The organism is Microcoleus sp. w1-18aA5, from assembly GCF_036701705.1.
GTDB lineage: Bacteria > Cyanobacteriota > Cyanobacteriia > Cyanobacteriales > Microcoleaceae > Microcoleus.
Map to the genome: position 1 here is coordinate 29,118 of NZ_JAUPTE010000029.1, position 22,875 is coordinate 51,992.

Consider the following 22,875-nt stretch of genomic DNA (forward strand, 5'->3'; position numbering starts at 1 on the left):
TATGAAGATTAGTTATGATTCCGAAATTGATGCTCTCTACATTAGACTTGTAGAAGGTAAGCATCAGTGTCGTACTTTACAGTTAACTGACGAAATCGCTTTAAATATTGGGGAAAATGAGTTATTGGTAGGGATAGAAGTTTTAGATGCTACACAGGTTTTAGGTAGTGGAAATGTACCTAATGTAGTGCTAGAAAATATAGCTTTTACTGTAGCTTAAATAGGGAAATCAATCGCTACCTGTGTAAATATAAGTAAGGATGAGTGGAAAAATGATCCGTACTTTTGATGCAAAATCTTATACATATTTACTTGTTCGGTATCAACCAAAACCGATCGCAAATGAAGCAGAAAACGAGGCCGCGATCGCTCTCGCTTGCGAACTGGAACACCGCCCTATGCGATCGCTGGAGGAAGAGCTATTTCTGGAGCTTTTGATAACGCTGATTGAAAAATTTGAATCTGAAAATTATCCAATTCCTGCAGGAAATGCTGCTTCAATGTTGCAACATTTAATGGATGCGAGAAATTTGGACAAATCTGATTTGATTCCTGTTTTAGGAACGGAAACAGAGGTTGATAAAGTTTTTGTTAGCGGAAGGGCGATCGAAATAGATGAAGCCAGAAAATTAGCCGATTTTTTCCAAGTTGATATTAGTTTGTTTCTTTAAGGGCGAGCTGCTACTTGTTGAGTAGGAGTTGCTGATATTCGCTCTCCTGCTGATTAATCATTTGTTTTAAGCGTTCGTGATCGATTTAAGTGATAACTAAGGTGATCGCTACCTGTGCAAGTAATTTTATTTCCTAAGCTCTCCAAACTTAACCTTTTTAAGGTGTTCATATCTATTCTGCAATTCTCGAAATTTATTTTCAATCAAGGGATGAATTCTTTCAGGAAATGGCTCATTCAGGTCAATTGGGTTAAATCTTTGAAGTTCCTTTATAGAACGGATTGTTTTATAAATTGCAACGTGCTTGATATACTTCAGCAACTCATTTATCAACTCTTTGCTGTCATTGGAATTTTCTGCTAAATGTATTTTAGATTCTATAATCTCAACTATTTCTTGGTGATTCTTAAGGATGAACTCTTTTTCTATAGCTTCACTTGCAGATTCGGGTAAAACATTTTTTTCAGCGCTCAAAGACTTTATTCGTTTCCACATTACATTATCTTTTTCTAATCTTAAATATATAGGCCAGTAAAACTCGGAAATCTGTCTTTCTATAAGTTCCAGTTCTGCATTGTATTGGGCTATAGCAATCTGATCTTCTAATATAGAGATTTGTTGCTTTTGTTGATTTTCAAGTTCAGCAATTAATTGTCTCTGGTGATATTTTTCGTTAGTCTCGTTCTTAAATATCTCGAATCTTTTATTGAGCCAATAACCTGCTGCTAAAACGATACCGCCAATTAAAACTTTGTCAATAACTAATTCAATTATTTTGTCAGAAAGCTCCACCATTTAATGATTCTCCTTTAGGAATGCTTCACACTTGAATAATTTAACTCCATAAACCAAAAGCTTCCGCCTACTTGAGCCTTGCTGCCCACAGATAGCCTTCTTAACTAAGCCCCCAGCTCAAAGGTCTAACTATTAATCCATACTCATCTATAGCAAGTCTATTTGAGTCGTGAATGTAAAACAACCTGAAACGCTTGTGATGATTGAATCGATTGTTTACAAATCAAATGGTTTTGCTATAGTCCATTAAAGCACAAATACCCAATGTCAGCAACAGAATACCTGCCGCAGCTATGACCATAACCGCTGAAGGTCATAGGCATCAAAAGCCACATCGCGACTAACCAAAACAAGGGAACGATTAATCGCCTGTGCTACCAAAATGCGATCGAAAGGATCTCGATGATGCAGCGGCAAGTTAAGATAGCACTCTGTATCAGAGAATGTGATAGGCAAAACCTCTATTTTTAGTTGTTGCAACACTTCCTCTAACTCAGAGAATGAGTTTTGCAAGCTAAGTTTTCCTAAACCAAGCTTAATGGAAATTTCCCATAAGCTGGCGATACTCAACCTGAGAGCGTTACTTGGATCTTCAATAATTTCTCCTGCTTGAGAACTTAATTGTTTACTGTCTTCCAAGTACCAGAGCAAAGTATGGGTATCCAGTAGAATATTCATGTTTACATATAATCCTTTAAATCTTCTAGAGGTTCATCAAAATCATCAGACATCCAGATTTTACCTTTCCAAATACCAAGTCCGCCTCGCTTTGTCGGCTTTTCTTGGGTTGAGTTTTTAGCCTGCTTTTCAATCAAAAACTCAATGTAATGAAGCACTTCTGTCTGAAGAGACTCAGGGAGTTCTGCTAATTTTTCTAAAATGACTGGCTGTATCATGATTTCTTCTCGCGATCGATACCCATCTACTCCATTAAAGCACTAACACCCAAAGTCAGCAACAGAATACCCCATTATTTAGATTCCTGGACGCACTCCGACCAAAAAAACCGGGTTTTTTTACGAAAAGATCGTTCCCGCCCACAGATTCGCTAAAAAACCCGGTTTCTGAACCCCCATGCGTAAGTCCTAATGTAGTGCGATCGCCCCCGCCTCCCCCCGATCGCCCCCGCCTACCAAATTGCGATCGCACTAACACCATCATAATTGTGCAACTTGCCTAAAATTACCCGATCGACTATTGTTCCTAGTAGATATCATCTTGATATAACAACCGACCAAAACATGACAGCAATATTACCGCCTTGGATAGTTTTAGACTCCCTATTGCACAACTGGCTACTAGAAGATATCGGTAGGGGCGATCGCACAACATCGGCCTTATTTCCCGCAAACAGCATCCAGGGTACAGCTAAATGGATTGTCAAAGAAGATGGAGTCATTGCCGGATTGCCAATTGCCGATCGCACATTTAAACTTTTAGACAGCAGCCTCAGTTTCATCCCCCAAGTACCAGAAGGGAAACTGTGCGAAAAAGGAGAAGTAATCGCCGAGATTTCCGGCAATTTCGATGCGCTGCTAACCGGAGAAAGAGTAGCATTAAACTTGGCAATGCGTTTGAGCGGCATCGCTACTTTGACTCAAAAATATGTTGACAAAATTGCCGATTTGCCCGTGCAATTAGTGGATACGCGCAAGACAACGCCGGGATTGAGATTGTTGGAAAAATACGCAACTCAAGTCGGCGGTGCTTGCAATCACCGGATGGGATTAGATGACGCGGTGATGATTAAAGACAATCACATTGCGGCGGCTGGGGGAATTGCAGATGCGATCGCCCTAATTCGCAATTCTATCCCCTATCCGCTGACGATCGAAGTCGAAACCGAAACTCTCGCTGAGGTAGAGACAGCTTTGCAGCACAAGGCGGATATTATCATGTTAGATAATATGTCCTGTGATTTGATGCGGCAGGCTGTGGCAATAATTCGCCAAAAGAGCGATCGGGTAAAAATTGAAGCTTCCGGCAATGTTACTTTAGAAACAATTAGAAGTGTAGCCGAAACCGGAGTTGACTATATTTCTACCAGTGCTCCGATTACGCGATCGACTTGGCTGGATTTGAGCATGAAAATTAATAGTCATTAGTCATTAGTCAGCAGTCATTAGTGAGAGAAAATATGGCTAATACCAAATCAGGATTTAATACCCATTTTACTCTTTAGCCCCCTTCTGCTCGGATTTCGTGGACTCTTAAGCGATTTGAATCGCCGAAAAATTCAAGAGGCAACTTATCTCTTAGCTAATGACTAATGACTAAGGACTAATGACTCTTAACGATTACTTAGAGATAAAATGAACCCAAAAATTCCCGTCAGGCATACACACGCTGCGGATTAAGCGATAGGGATAGTGCAAGTAGGCACCGCTGACACTTGTATCGTAGCCACTTCCTAACCACTCACCATAGGGATCGTGGACGAAGAATCCCTCGCTGTCGTAGCCTGATGCAACTATAATGTGACCGAAAGACGTAAAGTATCCGTGGATGACAGCGGGATTTCCGGTGGCGAGCCAATCTTGAACGTCATCAATAGTTGCATTCTCGGTAAAGAAATCTTGAGCGCCGTAATCTCTAACAATCTTTGCTAAATCGTAGGGGTCCCAGCGACTGTAACCTTTGGCGATCGCATATTCGTAAAGTTCGTCTTCATATTGCCCGGTTTGTTTGCGCCGTGGCACCCTCAAAAAGTCCATACACATCGCTAATGAAGTTACATTGCAAGAACCTGTAGGATTATTCAAGTTATCCAGTTGCGATAGATAAGGAATGCCAAGCCTGACCGTTGGAGGATTCGGTTTGGGATAAAACAGAACGCTGTCTTGAGTAACTTGAGCGTGTGCTCCGAAAACATACCAAATTCCTGAATCTTTGAAAGACTCGTTGCGGAGAGCAACTCTGATGTGACCGCGAGCCGGGGCAAAAGCCAAGATTTCAAACTCTTTTCCGGCTGGTATTACTTGTTTTTCCGAGTCCTGAAGTTGAGAAGACGCCAGCGGTTTTGATTTAAAAATAGTGTCTCTGAGCGTTTTCAGGATCAGGGGATGTGTGGGAATCTCCTCTGGTTTGGTTTCAATCAGCTTTTTGGCTGTGACTGCTCCCAAAAAACCCGCTTCGCCGCACTTCATCAGAGTTTGAAATCGGTGGAGGGTGGCGGTAGAGAGAGGGCCAAAAATTCCGTCTACGGGAGGCTTCAGTAAACCCAGGTCAATGAGGCGGCTTTGAATTTGGGCACTGAGTTCGTCGTCTGCAGCAATTGCTTTGGCATCGTACCTAATGTTTGAGTTGAGAAAGTTTTGTAATTTCATGCTTGCGTGCCCCTGTCAATCGATTTTAGATTTTAGATTTTAGATTTTAGAATTACGATGCCGATCAATCCGGTTTTCCGAGACTACATTGCTGAGTCGTCAATAATTCCCCGTTTATCGTCTCATAAAATTACGGTAATTTTGCCGCTCACTCGATTTTAGATTTTAGATTTTAGATTTTAGATTTTAGATTTTAGATTTTAGATCGCCGATAAACCCGGTTTCCCTCGACTAAATTGCTTGCTCGTCAAAAATTCCCAGTTTATCGTCTCCTAAAATTACGGTAATTTTGCCGATCGCACGTACCTTAAAGGCTTCATATTAATTATTTGATACAAAACCTTCAAGGCGCGGGCCGATCGAATTTCACGCACTATTGACTAAAAATCCCTCGTGCGAGTTGACATTGTTTCTGCCGAATCCCGAATGCTGTTGGATGCCTCAAAAGCAGAGGGATGGCAGAATTTCCCTGTTGAGGCGAAGTCAGATTTATGCTTCGTCGGGGCGAATTACCACAACACCCATTGCGTCGGGAGAGAGATATTTGACGGCGGCTTCTCGGAGATCCTCGGCAGTCTGAGCTTGGATGCAAGCGGCATAGTTGAGGGCGGGAGCGATATCTCCTACCATCGACTGATAGTAACCGTACAAACTTGCTCGATCGCTCGGAGTTTCGTTACCAAAGATAAACCGATTTGCTACTTGAGTGCGGATGCGGGAAATTTCGGCATCTGTCACCAGTTCGGTTTGGAGAGTGCGGATGTGTCCGACGATCGCAGCTTCCACTGCTGCCAAGTTTTCTGTCGGTAGTTGAGCGGAAATTGAGAATACACCGCCAAGTCGCTGAGTCATGTTGCTGACCGAAATTGACGAAACTAGCCCTTTTTCTTCGCGCAAATCCTGAACCAAGCGAGTTGTGCGGCCGTGTCCCAATATTGTTGCCAAAACGTCGAGGGCATAAGTTTCGGACATTTCCATGAAACCTGGCACTCGCCACATCACGATCAGTCGGGCTTGCTGAAGGGCAGAGTCTACAAATTCGCGGCGGACTGTTTCTGTAAACGGCGACTCTTGGCCGTAGTTCAGGATTTGGGATTCTGGGTGGAAGTTGCTGACAGCAGGCACATTTATTTTGTTGTTTTGTGCTGTACTTTTTGCTGCAAAACTGTCTGCGACAATTTCTATTAGTTGATCGACTGGCAAATTGCCGACAGCTACGGCTGTCATCGCCCCTGGGTGATATCTGCTGGTGTGGAAATCCCGCATTTGTTGGGCTGTCAACTGTTCGATTACCGCAGTCGGGCCGAGTACCGGTCGCTTGTAGGGCAGGACTTCAAATGCTAATTCCATCGATCGCTGATAGGTGCGGCGGCGGGGATTGTCTTCCGATCGTCTAATTTCTTCTAAGACTACCAGCCGTTCTCGATCGAAGGCGTCGTCGGGAATGCTCGCATTCAGCAACACATCGACTTGCAGAGGAGCTAGTTCGGCAAAATCTTTAGGAGCTGTGGTGATGTAATAGTTAGTGTAATCTTGGCTGGTGGCTGCATTGGTGACAGCGCCGCGTTGCTCGATCGCGCGCTCAAATTCTCCACTGGGAATGCTCGGAGTTCCCTTAAAAATCATGTGTTCTAAAAAGTGAGCCATGCCGTTAATGTCGTCTGGTTCGACGGCTGAGCCTAAATTGAGCCACACGCTGAGGTTAACAGCATCGACTGGCAAGTGTTCGGCTATAACGGTGAGGCCGTTGGGGAAATGGCGGATTGTTGGGGCGTTGAGGGGCGATCGGGCTGAGGTTTTGAGCAGGGTTGATGTCATTTGGCTTTTAAATTGATCTTGTTCTCTATATCTTAAAGGGTCTTTAAGGAAGAGCTCAGGCATTGGGCATTGGGGCAAAAAATGCGACTTTGGGTATGGAGGGTAATGCACGCACCGAGTTTTTCGTATCCCTAGAGCAAGTCCTGTTAACGTATTTCTGCGAGCGCGATCGTTAATTTATCCTAATAGTTGCCCAAGTCCTCAGTTTTTTTGGTGACAGCATTCGATGGAAAATCGAAGATTGAATAACAACTTAGTATTTCCACAAGCAGCTTTTCAACGATTTTGGCGATCAACTTCGGGGAAAATCGGCTTAATTTTGACTCTAGCGCTGATGATATCGGCACTGTTAGCCCCCGTACTTGCTCCTTACGATCCGGCGGTCGATCGAGATTATTTGTCGCGCTTAGTGGCTCCTAGCGCTAAGCATTGGTTGGGCACCGACGGTTTGGGGCGAGATTTGTTAGTGCGGGTGTGGCACGGATTGGGAATATCTTTACTCGTCAGCCTGGTTTCTGTGGGTGTGGGTTTAATTTTGGGAGCGCTTTTGGGGCTGGTGGCCGGGTATTTTCGGGGGTTGCTGGAAATTGCGATCGGCACTTTGGCGGATATTTTGCTAGCTTTTCCTTCGATTTTACTGGCGATCGGCGTTGTTACGGTCACCGGGCCGAGCCTGCAAAGCGTAATTATCGCCGTCAGCCTCGTGCAAATTCCGATTTACATCCGTTTAACTCGCAGTATGGTGCTGTCTCTGCGGGAACAAGAATTTGTTTTGGCTGTCAAGGCCTTGGGCGCCAGCGACTTGCGGATTATTTTTCGCCACATTTTGCCGGGAAGTCTGGCGCCTCTAGTTGTACAAGCAACTCTTTCTACTGGTACGGCGACACTAGAAGCTGCTGGTTTGGGTTTTTTGGGTTTGGGCGCACAGCCGCCGGTTCCTGAGTTGGGGACGATGCTTTCGGATGCTTTTAAGGGCGGATACGCTCTTTCTTCTCCTTGGACGATCGTGTTTCCAGGTTTGCTGATTACCTTGACTGTTCTTGGTTTCAACCTTTTGGGCGATGGCCTGCGAGACGTTTTAGATCCCAGAGGGAATTAGAGAGGGAGTGGGGGAATTTATACTTTTTCGTTTTGCCTTCTGCCTTTTACCTTCTGCCTTCTTCCCTCTGCGCCCTCTGCGCCCTCTGCGGTTCATCCCCTCTTCCTTCCTCCTCCCTCTAAAATCTAAAATCTAAAATCTAAAATCTAAAATCGACCGACTTGACTGCTGTCACGATCTACGCGAAACTTTACATACAACTGATGTATTGCTTCTACCTATTAATAAGTTCTGTTAAGTTGTGACTCAAAACCTATCAATTAGTCAAAATTGATATAGCGCTTTGTCAGTCAGCCAACTCTCAAGAAGCTACTTCAGGAGGCATCGTCCCTGGCTTGCTGGTGTCGGTGTCTGTTCTCAATATTCCTATTCAGTCAGCCCGCATTATGGAAACACTAGAGTTTGTGATCTATCCAGATGGCCGCGTACAGGAAACCGTCACCGGCATTGTCGGTGCTTCCTGTGCTGAGGTAACGGCTGCAATTGAAGCTCAGCTCGGCGTGGTGCTTCATCAAGAGTCAACATCTGAATATTTCACGCAAGCGCTGCATCAGTCAGCCGAAGCGACCGCCCAAGTGGCTTTTAGCGATTGGTAATTTTTTTGTTGAGTTCACTTAAATTTTTTTGGAACCACCATGTCACATTTTAGCCAAATTAAGACCCAGATCCGCAATTTGAATTCTTTGGAAGCTGCTTTAACTGACTTGGGTATTGACTGGAAGTCTGGCCCAACTGAGGTGCGTGGCTATCGCGGCTTAACCAGCACCGCTGAGGTCGTGATTGAGCAAAAAAACGGCTACGACGTAGGTTTTAGCTGGAACGGGACTGAGTATGAATTGGTGGCTGACTTGCAATTTTGGCAGCAAGCTTGGTCTGTAGACCGTTTTCTGAATAAGGTGACTCAGCGCTACGCTTACCATACTGTGGTGAATGAAAGCGCTAAGCAGGGTTTCCAAATTTCTGAGCAAAAGCAAAATCAAGACGGTTCGCTCCGCTTGGTGGTGCAACGCTGGTGCGCTTAATAATTTTTCGAGATTTTTGCAATCTTGTTTCATCAAAGTCCGCCTGCGCGGACTTATTTACTATTGTGGGGGTCTAAATGTCTGAGCTTTCTGGACTCGGAATAGATACAGCAATCGATCGCTCTGGTTTAGAGCCGGAGTTGGGGGGATTTTTGCGGGATGCGCCCGATCGCTCTGGTTTGGAACCGGAGTTGGGCGGGGTGTTGCGCCAAAAAGGTGTCTATGTTGATGAAATTACCTGCATTGGCTGCAAGCACTGCGCTCACGTTGCTCGCAATACTTTTTATATTGAACCGGATTACGGTCGATCGCGCGTAGTTCGACAAGACGGGGATTCTGAAGAGTTGATTGCTGAGGCGATCGACACTTGTCCGGTGAATTGCATTCACTGGGTTGATTACACCGAACTCAAGAATCTGGAAGAAGAACGCAAGGATCAGGTGATTCCTGTCGTTGGTTTTCCGGTGGATTTTGCGATGGTTAAGGCAGGTATTCGCCAGCGACAAAAGAATAAGTTGCGCGATCGTAAGTTCAAAGGTAGCCATTGAAATCCCCAATTCACATCCGCAGCTTGAAACCTGTGGCTCAAACAACAAAAACAGCCCGCGCGGGCTGTTTTTTGTATACATTGTATAGTCAAATTTATTTGAGAGGATGGTGCTCAGCGAGAATTTTCTCAACTCTAGCTTCGTCGATTCTGGCAGTTAATGTTGTTGCCTCGTTGTTATCGCGAATGGTTTTTGCTAAAGTAAAAGACGAGCCGACTGAAAAAGTTAAACCCATACCCATAAAAGCTTTTTGCCAGGGGTCTACCTGTAAATAAATGATACCTACAGTAGTTGCGGAAAGGGCAAGAATAAAAGAAACCCAGCACTGAAGTATCCAAGCATTAGTATCTTTTTGGCGTATGATTTGTTTCTGCATAGTGCCTCGAAGTCAAATATATCTTTTGGTTGATTAACTTAAAGAATAGATAGCGTGAGTGAAGCGGTCAGGAGAGGAAGGGACAGTTTCGATAAGTGAACAGTGCGATCGGGCTTTTTACTAAAAACTATAACGCTGTAGATAGGGTTTGATGCTCTCGAAGGACTGGGTGGGAGTAGACAGTTGAAAAACTGGACTAAGGGAGATTGATTTGGGATGATTTACTCACTGGTTTTAGGGAGCATTCTCAAAAGTTCTTTTTGGTTCTTGCAGGGCTTTACCAAACCAGACTGGTACACCTTAGCGATGAAAGGTGCTTGATTCCCCCGAATAAATCGTTGCATATTTTCTAAGGCATTTACAAAAGCTTGTGCCACTACAACTCCAGAAACATCGCCTCCGACAAATGCAAAAAGCCTGACATTGCCTTGAGCCACGGCTAATAACTCCAAAGAACGGGTAGCGATTTTCTTGTCCTTTGTTAGTACCACCCAATTGTCCTTTCCAACTATCCTCAGCCAATCCTCATCATTCATTTTTGGATGAAAATGATCGTCGTGAATTTCTACTGTAGCCCCCACATTTCGGAGTGAATCTGCCAGTTTCGTTCCTAAACATCTGTCTATGAAAAATATCTCATTCATGCTGCTACTAGCGGAAGTTCGCAGCGAATACCTTCCTCAATTTGGAGCCGATCGCAATTGTAGTCTTCGGCAAGTTCATCGATGGAATCCCCAGCTTTGTAACGTTCCGCAAGCATAGCTGTGGGAATGCCAGTTCCAGCTAAAACTGGGCGGCCAAAGGAGATTCTGGGGTCAATCATCACTGTTTTAGGTTCGTCGGCACCTGGTAGCTTCGTGAAAGGGTAGAGTTTGAGGGGTAATCCAGCTTCATCTCGTACAATGCGATCGAAATAAGTTTTTAGAATCTGTCTTGCTTCCTGTTCCCTGTCGGATGCTGCAAGCTTCTGTCCGAATCTCTCAAACAAAAGAGCTATTCCCTCGCTTTGAAACTCAATTCCACCGTATAATTGAGGAGTCGAAAGATGATCGTTGATGTAGTCGAGTTCAGTGCTAAGTTGTTTTCGGGAGAAGCCAGTAGCCTTAAAAATGGCAATCAAGACATGAGCCTCTACCAAATTTGTGAAAGAAAGTAGTGTAGTTTTGGACTGGGGAAGCAGTTCAAAATTGTTGGGGTGAGGTAACTTAATCAGTGGCTCAAAGAAGCGCTTGTCTGCTTTTGTTTTCGAGAACCAGCCACCAACCCAATCTCGCAACCTATCCTTCCGCAGCCTGAGATATTGCGCTGCTTGAGGGATAGAATATATAGGAATCTCGCGCGGATCGAAGTTGTTAGTATCAAGCATAGCAGTTGTCCTAATCCTAAATACTTATATGTTTGCACAGTTCGCGGGCGATCGCAAAAATCTCTCCCTTCCATACCCAGATACCCGACTTCTTCAAGAAATCGGGTATCTAAAGCAACCTAATTAGCTCCTAAAAGCGCTACGGATTACTTATTTTTCTGCTGAGTCTTCGCTTGTTCGATCGCAATTTCCCTCACTGCTTGGAAAGAACTCAAATTCGATGAACCCTCAATCGCCTTCACCGCCAAATCTTGAACCTGTTTTAAAGCAGAATCCAGTTGTTTCGACAAGCTAGCAAGGCGCGCATCTTGATTTTGAATTGTCTGCAACATCCCTTGAATTTGCAGTTCATAATTTTGCTTTTGCCCTTCGATATCTTTAGCAGACAAATCCGCCTTAACTTTAGCTTGATAATTGCCAATATTGCGGCCGTTATCTTTCCCGTTCTTGATATTAGCTTCCAGTTCTTTCGGGAAAGCTTCTACCTTCGCTTTAACCTCAGCATAAAGTTTTTCTCGTTCCGAAATAGATTTTTCGCGTTCCGCCCACTGTTTCTCCTGTTCTTGCTGAAACTCTTCGATTTCTTGATACAGCCTTTTCTGGCGCTGTTGGTATTCTTCGATGTCCAGATTTCGCTGAAGATTCAACTCATAATCATACAACTCTTCATCCCGCTGGCGAGCTTTTTGGTGATGCTCATTGCGTTCTTTAACGGCCAACTTGTGGAGTTCTTGCTCTTTTTCCCAAGCTTGCCGGCGTTCCACCAATTCCTGTTCAACAGTTTCGCGTTGTTCGCTGAGTTCGCCAGCAAAAGTTTTCGCGCTTTCTTCGTACTGTTGAATTAAATTGTCCAGCGTATCCTCTGCAACATCTTCTAAACTGTGCAACTCTTGCAGTTGTTGAATTTCCTCACCCACTGTGCGCCGCAATTCTTCGACTTTAGCAGCTTCCGAAGTTAATTTTTCCGACAACTCGCTGACAGCACCACCAAAGCCAAATTGCAGCAAAATCAAATTGTCGATTGTAGACTGCATTTTTTGTGAATTTTGAGTTAAAGCCATTGATTTTTGTGCCTCCCCAATAGGTTTTTCGGGGACTGATGTTTGCTTTTGGGAAGCGTTTAGCTGTTGGATTTGCAATTCTAACTGCGCTTTTTCTTGCGCTGCTTCCTTGTACGCTTCTAAGATTTCCGCCTTGGTGCTTTTGTCGCTAACTTTTTTGTTCATGACTTTTCATTTCTTAATAAGGTGGAAAATTTATGTCATTTTTTCGTAAGGTGTGTATTGCACACCCTACTAGGTTTTAAGCTTTGCTGGCAAAAGCTTTCATTGCCAAATCTTGCGCTTGGTTCATCGTGGCTTGCAGTTGCGCGGATATTTCGGCAATTTGTTGGGTTTGTCGCTCAATTGTCTGCTGTAGAGATTGCACTTTCAATTCATATCCTTGCTTAGTGCTTTCCCATTCTTTATCCACTAAATCTGCCTTGACTTTAGCTTCGCGGGAAACTTCTTGAATTGCTTCTTCTTTGGCTTTGACATAAGCCTGTTTGAGCTCTTCTTCAAATCCGGCGGCTTTTCTTTGATTCTCTTCAAACTCCGCTTGATTGTCGCTGAGGACTTTTTCCCGTTCCACCCAATTTTTCTCTTTTTCGCGGGTAGATTCTTGCAAGTCCCGTTCTAGTTTGCGCTTCGTTTCTTCGTATTCGTCGATTTCTATTTTGTGAGTGCGCTGTAATTCGTATTGATAATCTGCTGTTTCTTCTTGGCGCTTTTTAGTGAGGAGTGCAGTTTCTTCTTGAACTGCTGCATCAAATTCTTGCTGTTCTTTTTCCCAAACCTTGCGTTTTTGGGTCGTGTCTTTTTCGATTATTTCGCGCTGGTTGGCGCTGTTTTGTTCGAGCAGGGTCAGTTTTTCTCGGTGCTCTTGAGTTAAAATGTGGAGGGCGTCTGCTACAACTCTGATTTGCTGTAACTCTTGCAATTGTGTGGCTTCAATTTCGATCGCGCGTTTTAATTCGTCTAATTTTGAAGATTCTGCCTTTAGTTTTTCCGAAAGTCCGCTGATGGTACTGCCAAAATCTAATTGCAAGTCAGCCAAGCCTTTGACGATGCTGTCAATTGTGTAGGTAGAAGCGACTTCTAGGAGTTGTTTGTTTTTGGCTTTTTCGGCTGACTGTTCTTTGGTTTCGACTTTGGATTCGATCTTTTTTTTGTCGGCTAAAATCTGCTGAAAGTTTTGCAAAATTTGGGCTTTGCTATCTTTGGCAGTTGCTATTGTCATAATGTTGGCTTCTCCTGATTATAACTTTTCGACACTTGTGACTGAAACGTTTTCAGTTATTCTAAGTTGCGGAGTTGGCTGAGAATGGAACGGTACTTGCTGGCTGCGTCGGGTTTTTCTTCTGAATTATCGCTGGCTAGCATTTTGAGAAGTTTCCAGCAGCGATCGCACCGATTACCTTCCCAGCAGGCGCACTCATCAATTATACTCAAAAGAGCGCCTTTTAGCAATTGATTTTCGGCTAACAAAGCTCGGTAATTTCGCTGGACTGATTCGGCTACTAAAGTCATGTGCTGGAAGTCTTCGGTGAGACTTTCGATGTCGTTAACTGCATCTGTCCGAATTTGGTCGAGCAGCTCAAGATTCTCTTTCAAACGGCTTTCTTGCAGGTTTGGTTTGGTTTTCAGCTTGGTTAATTTCTTCATTTCACTCTGTTGTAACAGTTATGGCAAAGGCGCGATTTAATCGCGCCTTTACAACAAAATTAGAACAAGTCAGCAGTTAATTGGTCTTCGGCTGGCGACAACGACATACTGCCGTTGGAATTCAAAGCCATAGCATCGCTTTCACCGCCAGCGTGAGCAGCCATCAAGCAGGCTACTTGCTGCGCCGGCAGGTTATCTAAACACACCATTGCCCTTGTTCCTTCTAAGTCAATCATCCGCGATTGATTGCTAGAATCTGACAAAACTGCTGCAGCTTGGTCGATCACAGCCCAATCTTTCCGCTCGTTCCAAGACCATTTCAAGCTGTAGTAGTTTATCGGTTTTACTACTCCGCTGTCGTCTGGTTTCTGACCGGAATGCTTAACAAATTCGGGAACAAAAATTCCGGTTGCAGGTTCTACGCCGCGAGATTGAACTGATGCTACCAAGCGGTTAAAATCGTTCAAGCTGCGGTTTTTGATGTATGTCACCATGACTACTCCTTGCGGTAATTCGCCACTTTCTGCGACAAACCACAGTTGACCCCACAATGTGTGCGAAGTTTGACCGAGGGAACCGAAGAATTTGGAGAATTTGAGGATTGTCATGGAACACTTGGAACCGTAGTCTGTATCGCCGATCGCCCACTGGCCACTTTGGCAATTGTTACGTACTGCGATCGGAATTTCTGGTACTAGCAAAGCATTGCTCGGTTTGGCACCAAATACTGAAAATGTAGGTCTTTCTTGTGTTTTAGTAGTCATTGTTCGTTTTTCCTTAGTTATTTATTGCTGCTTTACGGGGAACTGGTAATCCGTTAAATCTTGTACATTGCTCGTGGCCGAACTTCGATTACCTAATAAGATGTGTTGTTGCTTTTGGTTCTGGATAGGTATACTCAAGCATCGCCTCTTGTTGAGCTTTAATAATCCGCAGCGCGGCGAGCAAATGCTCTAATGTTTCTAGGTGCGCTGGGGTGAAGTGGATGCTGAAGCCTTCGCCATCCCGCGCGTAGCCGGGACAAACCAGTGAGGCTGAGCTTTGTTCTTCGTGGGTGGCGATGTATAGCCAGTCATCGTCTTCGAGCTTGTAATGCGTGTCTGTCCAGGTTCTCAGCATTTGCGATCTGCTCCTCCTTATTTGCTGCGTACAAGCGTTTTGACGCCCAGCGCTTCTCACTCCTCTGAAGTTGACGACGCTATATGTAGCGTGTGAGCTAGGCTAATTGGCACCCTTAACTCTACCAGTCCGGGTTAATTGGTTGATTAAACCGTCAACTAACCTCATGGTAGCGCGGGTTGATTTTCCCGTCAAGTATTTTGTTGAACTTTTCATCAAAACAGGCTAGAATGCTTGTCAGGAGGCGAAAAACCGTGGAACAAACATTTGGAAGACTGATCCGTCAAGCTCGCAAGGACAAAGCTTACTCACAACGTGAGCTAGCAGCTATGCTAAGTGTGGACTTTACTTATTTGTCGAAGTTGGAGAACGATCGAGCGGATTATGCGCCAAAAGAGGACGTAATCCGAGCATTAGCGCGGAATCTAGACATAAACGAAGAGGAATTGATTTTCTTGGCGGGGAGGCTGCCGCAGCAGTACGAAGCGCTGCTGAAGCAGAATCCAAAGGAAATGCAGGCTCTTTTCCGCCGGATGCAAGAAAATCCAGATTGGCTCAAACAATCTTTTGAAGCGTAAGAGAGGCCCCTCATAGTGAGTATTTTTAAACCGTATTGCTTCTATCCCAAAGAAACGATCGAGCGTTTGGCAAATGACATCTTGATGCAGATGCAGAAAACGCAAAATTTTGCTCCGAGATGGCCTTTTGATGCGACAACGGTTGCTGATTTTCTGGATTTGGGCGTAGTTTGGGAGTGCATTGAGCCGGATGAAGAAGGTGCGATCGCGGCGAGGATTTTGCCGCAGCAGCGGTTAATCGAAATCAACGAACAGATTCTCGAAAAACCCCCAGGCTTCATCGAATCGACGATCGCCCACGAAATCGGCCACTGGGTGCTACACGTCAATCAAGACGAAGCAGACGGCACTGTCGAACAGTTGGAACTAAACTTGGGCAATCAAGGAAAAACCGCCCAGGATGCCGAGGAACCGTTTGTTTGTCGGGGTGCGAGTGCTGATAATAAGGTTTTGTCGATCGAATGGCAAGCGCAATATTTTGCAAGCTGTTTGTTGATGCCTCGGTGTATTTTGGAGGAAAAAAGACAGGGACGCGATTTAACTAAGTGGTCGCATTTATACAAAATGAGAGATGAATTGGGAGTAAGCATTTCCAATTTAACAAACCGCTTGCAAGAATTCGATTGGATTTACATTCCCAAGGGAACGCGCGAGATTTATGCCGGGAAAGATGCCGCCAACGGACAGGAGCGGTTGTTTGGATAAAAGTGCGATCTAATTTGAGGTTTGAGATTTGGAAGCGATTCTCTAATCTCAAATCTTTAAAATTAATTTTTAATTAAGTTACATTTTATGCTAACCAATATTCAAATCCTGCTGGCAGCTTGTGAGGAATTAAATATCCCTTACGAAATCCTGCATCCTTCCCAAAACTTGATTAGACTCAAACAGGGCGGCGAAGAATATTATTTTGTCAATTACATGACGCCATTTAACAGCGCGTCAGTAGCAGAGATTTTTAAAGACAAAGAATATACCTATCAACTATTAAACGGCAAAATAAATACTGCCAGAACTCTCGGTTTTGTCTCGCCTCACTGCGAGGAGAAGTATAAAAAGTATTTGAGTTTCCCAGATATTGAATCAATTGTTTTAGAAGTAAACAAAAAATTCGCTTTCCCGGTAATTCTCAAAAGAAATCGCGGTGCTGGTGGCAACAATGTTTTTTTGTGTGAAAGTAGAGAGCAAATTAAAGAAGCCCTAGAAATTATATTTAACGTAAACAGCAAAGATTATGACTATGTGGCCCTAGCTCAAGAATATATCGAAATTGCCCACGAATATCGGGCTGTATTCTGCAAAGAAAAGTTAGTTTTGCTGTACGAGAAAGACAAATCTCAGGCTAAATTTGCGGGCAATTTAAGCCCGTTGCACTGGGAAGGTGCAAAAGCCAAACATATAATTAACCCCAATCTCATGTCTGAGATTGAAGATTTTGTTAAACCTGTTTTTGCAGAAATTGCGATTAATTATGCTGGGCTTGACATAGCGCTAGATAAAAACGGAGCATATTGGTTGATTGAAATTAACTCAAGTCCTAATTACGATATATTTGTTAGAGATAACGATCGCCAAATTGTCGTAACAATGTTTAAAGGAATTCTGGAGAGCTTGATTGTTAACAAAATGCCGTAAATGCCTCGATTTTCAACGGACATAAACTATGGACAGTCAGCAGCTTAGACAACTCATCAGCCAGCCAGAAGGTTTGAAATTAGATTTCAAACGGGAACTGCACAAACTAAAAGACTCCAAGAAAGATTATGCCAAGCAGCAATGCGATGAGTTCATCAGAGATATTTTATCACTGACCAATGGTAATTTTAATACCGCTGACCAAACAGGCTATCTGATTATAGGGGTTGGAGATGAGTTAAGGTCTGATGGTACGAGAGACTTATTTGATGTTAGCAACCTGCTAACTCCCAAACAAATTCTACAAAGGGTTAACCCTGCCTGTGAGCCTCCTATTCCAGATGTTCACTGTGAAATTGTTGAGATAGATGGCAAAAATATTTTCGTTATTTCTATCCCGCCGAGTCCCCATTTACACCGGACGATCAGAGATTTAACACCGCGTACAACCTATCCTGCTGGCACTGTTTTTATCAGGCGAAATGAGGAAATATTTCCGGCAACTCCAGCAGAGTGCGATGTCATTCTGAGGGAAAAGGAGCGAGTCTTTGCCAAACCGAGGCGTGAGAAATACGATAATCTTACTCGTAGCAGTGTGGTGGAGTTTGTAGGGCGAGAACAGGATATTGAAAAGCTGGATGAGTTGTTCCAGCAACAGAATAATCTTCCTGCTGTCACGATTATTGGCATGGGCGGGGTTGGCAAAACGGCACTTGCCGATCGCTATGGGCAGCGACATTTAGAGGGGTTAGGTGACGGTGCCGGCGGTGTTTGTTGGATTGATGTCAGAAATGGAGATGTAGGGCTTCAAATTGTTAGTTTTGCGCGGAGTCTCTTAAACCTGAAGCCGCCAGAGGATTTGGATTTACCAAATCAGTTGAGGTACTGCTGGCAAAATTGGCCATTGGGAGATGTGCTGATTGCGTTCGATGATGTCACAGACTACAAGCAGGAGGTAAAGCCTTATTTGCCACCAAAATCATCTGGGTTTAAGGTGCTGATTACATCGCGGGAACAGTTGGGGCGAGGTTTGGCGTATTTGCCATTAAATGAATTGAAAACAGAGGCGGCACTGAGACTGTTGGAAGTGCTGATTGAGGATCTGAATCGCTTTCAACTGGAATTAGATGTTGCCGAACAAATCTGTGAGTGGCTTGGCTATTTACCCCTGGGGTTGGAATTAGTGGGGTGTTATCTTTATAATCGCCGGGATTTGTCCTTGGAGGCAATGCTGTCTTTACTGGAGGAAAAGCGACTCAAACACATAGCTGTCCAAAAACCCGATCCGACAATGACTGCTCAATTGGGGGTAGCTGCTGCCTTTGAGTTGAGTTGGGAGCGATTAGATGAAAACGCCCAAAAATTGGGCTGTATGCTGAGTTTATTTGCCTTGGCTGACATTCCTTGGTGGCTAGTGAAAGGAGCATACCATTATCTGCTCACATCAGAAGATGAGAAGATTGATTTAGAACTTTTGGAAGAAGCTAGAGCTGATTTATTGAATTGCCATCTGCTAAAGTCTACGAGTGATACAGCCTGTCGTTTGCATCCCCTAATTCGAGAATTTTTGAGGGGGAAGCGAGAAGAGTCAATAGAAGTGAATGAACTTAAAGAAGCCTTTGTAAACGCCACATGGGCAGTAGCGGATCAAATCCCTGAGTCACCCACCTATCAGCGGATTCAAATAGCTGCCCCTGCTATTCCCCATGTGGCAGAGATAGCCAAAGACAAAGACTTAAGGGATTTACTAAATGACAAGTATTTAACAGTGCCTTTTGTAGGCTTGGGTCGATTTTATGAAGGTCAAGGATTATATGCTCAAGCATTACCTTGGTTTGAGCAATGTCTATCCGTAACTCGATCGCATTTTGGGTCAGAGCATTCCCAAGTGGCAACAAGCCTCAGCAATTTGGCTTGCGCCTACAAAGCTCTTGGTCGCTATAGCGAAGTTGAACCCCTATTAGTAGAAGCTTTGGAATTAGACAAACGCTTACTCGGAGAACAAAATGTTTGCGTATCAATCAGTTTAATCAATCTCGCTAGCCTGTACAACCTTCAAGGTCGTTATGATGAGGCTGAAACTATGTTTTTGCAAGCCTTAGAACTCAGCAAATACTGGCGTGAAGAAGACAAAACTCTTCTAATAACCTGCTTGAACCATCTGGTAGCACTATATTTTGAACGATATGAATACGAAAAAGCTAAATTTGTATTAATGCGAGCTATAGAGGAGAGCAAAGACTGTAGCGATGTTAACCACTTGCCTAATTTACTGAACTATCTAGCACGTATTTACAAGCATCAGCAACGCGACGCTGAAGCGGAAAAGTTTTATAAGCTAGCCTTGGAAATAACAAAGCAGTTGGTGGGAGAAAATCACCCCGATATAGCAAAACACCTGAATAATCTAGCGCTGTTCTACCTGGACAGAAGTCGTCACAGTGAAGCAGAATCCTTATTTATTCAAGCTTTGGAACTGACAAAAAGTTTCTGTGGAGAAGAACATCTTGATGTGGCAACAGTTCAACATCATTTAGCAGATTTATATGATATTCAAGGTCGCTACGGTGAAGCAGAGCCTCTGCATTTAAAAGCTTTAGAAATAAGAATTCGGTCACTAGGAGAAGAGCATCCTGATGTGGCAACTAGCCTGAACGATTTAGCCTATTTATATGACTGTCAAGGTCACTACAGCCAAGCGGAGCCTTTGTTTATAAAAGCATTTAAAATCAGAGAAAGCTGTTTGGGGAAAGACCATATCCAGGTCAAAAACAGCCTAAATAATCTGGTTGTTTTTTATTTAAAACAGGAGCGCTATAGTGAAGCAGAACCCCTAATGCTACGACTTTTTAAAATTCTTCAGCGAAAGTTAGGCTCGAAACATCCTGAAACTATTTATTGTCAGGAAAGCCTTGCAATGCTTCGCCAAAATCTCAACTATGCAAAGAGAGACTTGCCATATTTTGAACATAAAAGTAAGAAAGGAAAATCTCCGAAAAAGCGAAATAAATTCTGGGAACTGTAAAATTTATAAAATACTGTTTGGGGCCGTGCGTGAGTGCAAATAGTCTCATCATCTAGATTCAACTATTTATTGCTCTCACGCACGCTACAGCTACAAACTTTATATCACATTCTTTCCAATACCTTAATCCCCAATAACTCCAAACCCAATTTCAAAGTCGTCGCCGTCAAATCGCACAAAATTAACCGCGAAGTCCGCAACGGTTCCTCAGATTTCAACACCTGACACTGCTCAAAAAATTGATTGAACTTTTGACTCAATTCAAACAAATACTGACAAATTCGATTAGGCAACAAATCGCCGCCAACAGCACTCACAACTTCATTCAACTGCAATAAATGCTTTGCCAATACCAACTCGGCATCAGACTGCAAAATCACTTTTGCACCAGCATCTAAATTATCAAAATTAATCTCACCTTTGCGGCGAATTCCCTGCACGCGCGCGTAAGCATACAGCATATAAGGAGCGGTATTTCCTTGCAATGCGAGCATCTTGTCGTAACTAAATACATAGTTGCTGGCGCGATTTTGACTCAAATCTGCATACTTAACTGCACTCAAACCAACTACGCGACCTACGTTAGCTATAAACTCTTTCGTTTCCTGTCTTTCTTCTGTGACTAATCTGTCTTCCAAATCTTTGGTGGCGCGGACGATCGCCTCATCTAACAAATCCTGCAACCGCACCGTTTCCCCAGAACGAGTTTTGAGTTTTTTACCGTCTTCTCCCAATACCAAACCGAAGGGAATGTGCACAATTTCGACATCTTCGGGAATCCAACCGGCTTTTCTGGCTACTGCAAATACTTGGGCAAAATGGTTTGCTTGTCCCGAATCCGTGACATAAATTATGCGCTTTGCATTGTCTTTTTGGATGCGGTAGCGCACTGCTGCTAAATCTGTTGTGGCGTAATTGTAGCCGCCGTCGGTTTTTTGGACGATTAGCGGCAGGGGTTCGCCTTCTTTGTTGGTGAAACCGTCTACAAAAACGCATTTTGCGCCGTCACTTTCTACTAGCAAACCTAAGTTGGTTAAATCTTCGACTACGGCGGGCAATAATGGATTGTAAAACGATTCGCCGCGTTCGGTTAATTTGATATCGAGCAAGTCGTATATTACTTGAAATTCGCGGCGCGATTGATCGCACAGCAATTTCCAAGCGCGGCGGGTGTCTTCGGCGCCTGCTTGCAGTTTTACTACTTCTTGGCGGGCGGTTTCTTTGAAGGTTTCGTCTGTGTCAAAGCGCTGTTTTGCTTGGCGGTAAAATGCGACTAAATCGCCTAAATCTAGGGCGTCAGCGGTTGTGAGGGCTTCGGGGTGAACTTCGCGCAAGTATGCGATCAGCATACCGAATTGCGTGCCCCAGTCGCCGATGTGGTTGATTCTGAGTACGTCGTGGCCTTGAAATTCGAGGATGCGGGCGATCGCATCTCCGATGATTGTCGATCGCAAGTGTCCGACGTGCATTTCTTTGGCTATATTCGGACTGGAAAAGTCGATCGCGATTGTCTGAGGCGTTTTCGCCGGTTCAATCCCCAAACGCGAGTCGCCGGCGATCGCACTAATTTGCGCTTCCAAATAAGCCGGTTTCAGCTTCAAATTGATAAAACCTGGCCCGGCGATTTCTGGGGTTTCGCAGATGTCGGTAATATCTAGGTTTTCGATGATTGTCGAGGCGATCGCCCGTGGGGGCTTTCCTAACTTTTTCCCCAAACTCATCGCCGCGTTGCACTGAAAGTCCCCAAAGTTGGGATTGGTGGCGGCGGCTAGCATCGGATCTGCACCTGCATAACTTTCGCCGAATGCAGCGGTGAATGCTTTTTCAAATTTTGCTTTTAACTGTTGGGCGATCGAGTTCATGTTTAATATTTTGATTGGATGTTTATTTTAAACTCTAGATTCAGCACTTTGTGGCAATAATACTCTCACTACTTAGGTAATTTCCCTCTGGTTCTCTCCCTCTGGGCCTATCCCCCTCTCCTCACCTAGTAGGAAATTTTGTACTTACCTTTGAGCTGCTGATGCGATCAAAATCATTGGCCGTGATAGCACAGAGTACATTTTATCACAGTTGCGATCGCTACACAAATTAAAAAATGTCACATCAAGTCCATGATCTCGATCGCTAGATCATTTTGTTAAATCGCTTACATTAAGGTATGTTAAAATTTTTTCAATGCACCCAAAAATCCTACGAAAGGAAGTAGTTATGTTATCTCAACCTATTTTTGGTGATCGCTCTCTGACCCACGTCTTTTATCAAGCAGTAATCGCTCGCTTCTACGACGGTTTCAGTCTCTCCACCCAAGCACTATTACGAGAGTGTACGCTTGGCTTCGCCCCTTGTCCCGATGGAGTCAAAACCTTTTTCATCATCGCGCCAAGTCTCGATGCAGCAGAGCAACTAATTGACAAAATGGACAGTATTTTGGAGCGAGTTGCCGAACTCATGGCTGGAGTCGGACAACTTGCCCTGTGCATAGTTCCCCCCGGCAGCGAACCACAGCAACCGATAGATCTGGAAGACTTAGAAAAAGTTCCCCCGGATTGTCTGGCTTGCAAATTCTTTACAATTATATGGGCCGATGCTGCGGCCGATCGGTAAAATTGACAGTTAGCAACCAGCAACTCAACACGGTTCGGCCCAAGCTGTGCCTGTGTCGGCGCGGGGTAGATTGTCTGTTAGTTACAGTCTTTGGAATTATCGGGCAAAGCGTGCAGGTAATTTAGAGCGCGCAGCAAGGTTGCACTCGCAATCCTTGCCAAGTGTTAAACCAGGCAAAATATATA

Annotated in this window: 26 protein-coding genes; 12 read left to right on the plus strand and 14 right to left on the minus strand. The window is 44.1% G+C overall.

What is annotated here, in order from left to right:
- The first annotated feature begins 1 nt into the window (after position 1).
- Together Q5691_RS12960 and Q5691_RS12965 are read left to right on the plus strand one after the other, a co-directional pair.
- Positions 2 to 220 (plus strand): DUF2283 domain-containing protein, encoded by a 219-nt coding sequence (locus Q5691_RS12960; protein WP_106332875.1) that lies wholly within the window; start codon positions 2 to 4, stop codon positions 218 to 220.
- Between the two features lie 52 nt (positions 221 to 272).
- On the plus strand, positions 273 to 671 hold the full coding sequence (locus Q5691_RS12965) for a transcriptional regulator (RefSeq protein WP_333345115.1): 399 nt from the start codon (positions 273 to 275) through the stop codon (positions 669 to 671).
- A 126-nt stretch (positions 672 to 797) separates the two neighbouring features.
- Here Q5691_RS12965 and Q5691_RS12970 read toward each other — a convergent pair whose 3' ends face one another.
- From Q5691_RS12970 to vapB, 3 genes are all read right to left on the minus strand, one after another.
- Positions 798 to 1,466: a hypothetical protein gene (locus Q5691_RS12970; RefSeq protein ID WP_333215479.1), complete on the minus strand. Its 669-nt coding sequence runs from the start codon at positions 1,464 to 1,466 to the stop codon at positions 798 to 800.
- Between the two features lie 291 nt (positions 1,467 to 1,757).
- Positions 1,758 to 2,144: a type II toxin-antitoxin system VapC family toxin gene (locus Q5691_RS12975; protein ID WP_333345117.1), complete on the minus strand. Its 387-nt coding sequence runs from the start codon at positions 2,142 to 2,144 to the stop codon at positions 1,758 to 1,760.
- 2 nt (positions 2,145 to 2,146) lie between these two features.
- A complete protein-coding gene (gene vapB / locus Q5691_RS12980) occupies positions 2,147 to 2,362 on the minus strand; it encodes a type II toxin-antitoxin system VapB family antitoxin (protein ID WP_333215483.1) in 216 nt (71 codons plus the stop codon).
- A gap of 345 nt (positions 2,363 to 2,707) precedes the next feature.
- Here vapB and nadC point away from each other — a divergent pair, with 345 nt between their 5' ends.
- Positions 2,708 to 3,571, plus strand: a complete 864-nt coding sequence (nadC, locus tag Q5691_RS12985; protein ID WP_333345119.1) for a carboxylating nicotinate-nucleotide diphosphorylase — start codon at positions 2,708 to 2,710, stop codon at positions 3,569 to 3,571.
- Between the two features lie 192 nt (positions 3,572 to 3,763).
- Here nadC and Q5691_RS12990 read toward each other — a convergent pair whose 3' ends face one another.
- Together Q5691_RS12990 and Q5691_RS12995 are read right to left on the minus strand one after the other, a co-directional pair.
- Positions 3,764 to 4,792, minus strand: coding sequence for a C39 family peptidase (locus tag Q5691_RS12990; protein ID WP_333308043.1), 1,029 nt, complete (start codon positions 4,790 to 4,792; stop codon positions 3,764 to 3,766).
- A gap of 489 nt (positions 4,793 to 5,281) precedes the next feature.
- Positions 5,282 to 6,610, minus strand: coding sequence for a pitrilysin family protein (locus Q5691_RS12995; RefSeq protein ID WP_333345121.1), 1,329 nt, complete (start codon positions 6,608 to 6,610; stop codon positions 5,282 to 5,284).
- 241 nt (positions 6,611 to 6,851) lie between these two features.
- Here Q5691_RS12995 and Q5691_RS13000 point away from each other — a divergent pair, with 241 nt between their 5' ends.
- The 4 genes from Q5691_RS13000 (at position 6,852) to Q5691_RS13015 (ending at position 9,279) form a co-directional block, all read left to right on the plus strand.
- Positions 6,852 to 7,709, plus strand: a complete 858-nt coding sequence (locus Q5691_RS13000) for an ABC transporter permease (protein WP_333160813.1) — start codon at positions 6,852 to 6,854, stop codon at positions 7,707 to 7,709.
- A gap of 386 nt (positions 7,710 to 8,095) precedes the next feature.
- Entirely contained in the window at positions 8,096 to 8,305 is a 210-nt protein-coding gene (locus Q5691_RS13005) for a DUF2997 domain-containing protein (RefSeq protein WP_015176940.1), read from the plus strand.
- Between the two features lie 39 nt (positions 8,306 to 8,344).
- The gene (locus Q5691_RS13010; protein ID WP_242716193.1) at positions 8,345 to 8,731 is read left to right on the plus strand and encodes a DUF1257 domain-containing protein; all 387 of its coding nucleotides are present in this window, start codon (positions 8,345 to 8,347) and stop codon (positions 8,729 to 8,731) included.
- A gap of 77 nt (positions 8,732 to 8,808) precedes the next feature.
- Positions 8,809 to 9,279: a ferredoxin gene (locus Q5691_RS13015; protein WP_333044207.1), complete on the plus strand. Its 471-nt coding sequence runs from the start codon at positions 8,809 to 8,811 to the stop codon at positions 9,277 to 9,279.
- A 94-nt stretch (positions 9,280 to 9,373) separates the two neighbouring features.
- Here the strand turns inward: Q5691_RS13015 and Q5691_RS13020 are convergent, their stop codons facing one another.
- The 8 genes from Q5691_RS13020 to Q5691_RS13055 all read right to left on the minus strand — a co-directional run bounded on the left by Q5691_RS13020 (position 9,374) and on the right by Q5691_RS13055 (position 14,845).
- A complete protein-coding gene (locus Q5691_RS13020) occupies positions 9,374 to 9,655 on the minus strand; it encodes a YiaA/YiaB family inner membrane protein (protein ID WP_333036187.1) in 282 nt (93 codons plus the stop codon).
- Between the two features lie 221 nt (positions 9,656 to 9,876).
- Positions 9,877 to 10,299 carry a PIN-like domain-containing protein gene (locus Q5691_RS13025; protein WP_333345123.1) on the minus strand — a complete coding sequence of 141 codons (423 nt, stop codon included), beginning with the start codon at positions 10,297 to 10,299 and terminating at the stop codon, positions 9,877 to 9,879.
- Positions 10,296 to 11,021, minus strand: coding sequence for a DUF433 domain-containing protein (locus tag Q5691_RS13030; protein WP_333345125.1), 726 nt, complete (start codon positions 11,019 to 11,021; stop codon positions 10,296 to 10,298). The genes Q5691_RS13025 and Q5691_RS13030 overlap by 4 nt, the downstream gene beginning before the upstream one ends.
- Positions 11,022 to 11,167: 146 nt before the next feature.
- A complete protein-coding gene (locus tag Q5691_RS13035; RefSeq protein WP_333345127.1) occupies positions 11,168 to 12,247 on the minus strand; it encodes a hypothetical protein in 1,080 nt (359 codons plus the stop codon).
- A gap of 76 nt (positions 12,248 to 12,323) precedes the next feature.
- A complete protein-coding gene (locus tag Q5691_RS13040) occupies positions 12,324 to 13,301 on the minus strand; it encodes a hypothetical protein (RefSeq protein ID WP_333213167.1) in 978 nt (325 codons plus the stop codon).
- Positions 13,302 to 13,357: 56 nt separating this feature from the next.
- Positions 13,358 to 13,726 carry a hypothetical protein gene (locus tag Q5691_RS13045; protein ID WP_333345130.1) on the minus strand — a complete coding sequence of 123 codons (369 nt, stop codon included), beginning with the start codon at positions 13,724 to 13,726 and terminating at the stop codon, positions 13,358 to 13,360.
- 59 nt (positions 13,727 to 13,785) lie between these two features.
- Positions 13,786 to 14,490 carry a hypothetical protein gene (locus Q5691_RS13050; protein WP_333345132.1) on the minus strand — a complete coding sequence of 235 codons (705 nt, stop codon included), beginning with the start codon at positions 14,488 to 14,490 and terminating at the stop codon, positions 13,786 to 13,788.
- Between the two features lie 88 nt (positions 14,491 to 14,578).
- On the minus strand, positions 14,579 to 14,845 hold the full coding sequence (locus Q5691_RS13055; RefSeq protein ID WP_006634886.1) for a hypothetical protein: 267 nt from the start codon (positions 14,843 to 14,845) through the stop codon (positions 14,579 to 14,581).
- 254 nt (positions 14,846 to 15,099) lie between these two features.
- Between Q5691_RS13055 and Q5691_RS13060 the strand changes: the two genes are divergently transcribed.
- The 4 genes from Q5691_RS13060 to Q5691_RS13075 all read left to right on the plus strand — a co-directional run bounded on the left by Q5691_RS13060 (position 15,100) and on the right by Q5691_RS13075 (position 20,083).
- A complete protein-coding gene (locus tag Q5691_RS13060) occupies positions 15,100 to 15,423 on the plus strand; it encodes a helix-turn-helix domain-containing protein (protein ID WP_172189318.1) in 324 nt (107 codons plus the stop codon).
- Positions 15,424 to 15,438: 15 nt separating this feature from the next.
- Complete coding sequence (locus Q5691_RS13065) at positions 15,439 to 16,128, plus strand: ImmA/IrrE family metallo-endopeptidase (RefSeq protein WP_333213164.1); 690 nt, start codon at positions 15,439 to 15,441, stop codon at positions 16,126 to 16,128.
- Positions 16,129 to 16,215: 87 nt separating this feature from the next.
- Positions 16,216 to 17,058, plus strand: a complete 843-nt coding sequence (locus Q5691_RS13070) for a YheC/YheD family protein (protein ID WP_333213163.1) — start codon at positions 16,216 to 16,218, stop codon at positions 17,056 to 17,058.
- Between the two features lie 28 nt (positions 17,059 to 17,086).
- Positions 17,087 to 20,083 carry a tetratricopeptide repeat protein gene (locus tag Q5691_RS13075; RefSeq protein ID WP_333345135.1) on the plus strand — a complete coding sequence of 999 codons (2,997 nt, stop codon included), beginning with the start codon at positions 17,087 to 17,089 and terminating at the stop codon, positions 20,081 to 20,083.
- 104 nt (positions 20,084 to 20,187) lie between these two features.
- Here the strand turns inward: Q5691_RS13075 and argS are convergent, their stop codons facing one another.
- On the minus strand, positions 20,188 to 21,945 hold the full coding sequence (gene argS, locus Q5691_RS13080; RefSeq protein WP_333345137.1) for an arginine--tRNA ligase: 1,758 nt from the start codon (positions 21,943 to 21,945) through the stop codon (positions 20,188 to 20,190).
- Between the two features lie 349 nt (positions 21,946 to 22,294).
- On the opposite strand from argS, the gene Q5691_RS13085 reads away from it, so the two are divergent.
- Complete coding sequence (locus Q5691_RS13085) at positions 22,295 to 22,690, plus strand: hypothetical protein (RefSeq protein WP_333213160.1); 396 nt, start codon at positions 22,295 to 22,297, stop codon at positions 22,688 to 22,690.
- Positions 22,691 to 22,875 lie beyond the last annotated feature (185 nt).